The organism is Pseudomonas sp. 2995-3 (assembly GCF_002742565.1).
In the GTDB taxonomy this organism is placed as follows: domain Bacteria; phylum Pseudomonadota; class Gammaproteobacteria; order Pseudomonadales; family Pseudomonadaceae; genus Aquipseudomonas; species Aquipseudomonas edaphica.
The window spans coordinates 1-352 of record NZ_LJSB01000104.1 but is presented as its reverse complement, the minus strand read 5'-3'; the positions used below and the strand labels follow the sequence as shown (position 1 = coordinate 352).

Annotated in this window: 1 pseudogene; it reads right to left on the bottom strand. The window is 42.6% G+C overall.

The features are described from left to right. Window positions 1-204 (bottom strand): annotated as a pseudogene (locus AOA62_RS32570) (ABC transporter ATP-binding protein); the annotation flags it as partial. Window positions 205-352: the final 148 nt, after the last annotated feature.

Genomic DNA, 352 nt, shown 5'->3' with positions numbered 1-352 from the left:
TCCTTTTTCTGTTTCAACTATCTGACGAACTCCTTCTAGAGACTGTAGTTCCGTCACTAATTCAGGATATGGGCGATCTAATTCAATAAAGATGGTCTCTTCTCCTGAAAGAATACTCTTCAATTCTTCCTTTGTTCCAGATGCGATCACTTGCCCATGATCCATAATATAAACGCGATCACAGAGACGCTCCACTTCTTCCATGTAATGGCTCGTGTACAGTACCGTTAAACCTTTTTCTTGATTGAGGTGCCTCACGGTATCTAGGATATGACTCCTAGATTGGGGATCTATTCCAACTGTAGGTTCGTCCATAATAAGCAGCTCTGGTTCATGTAGCATTGCAGCAGCC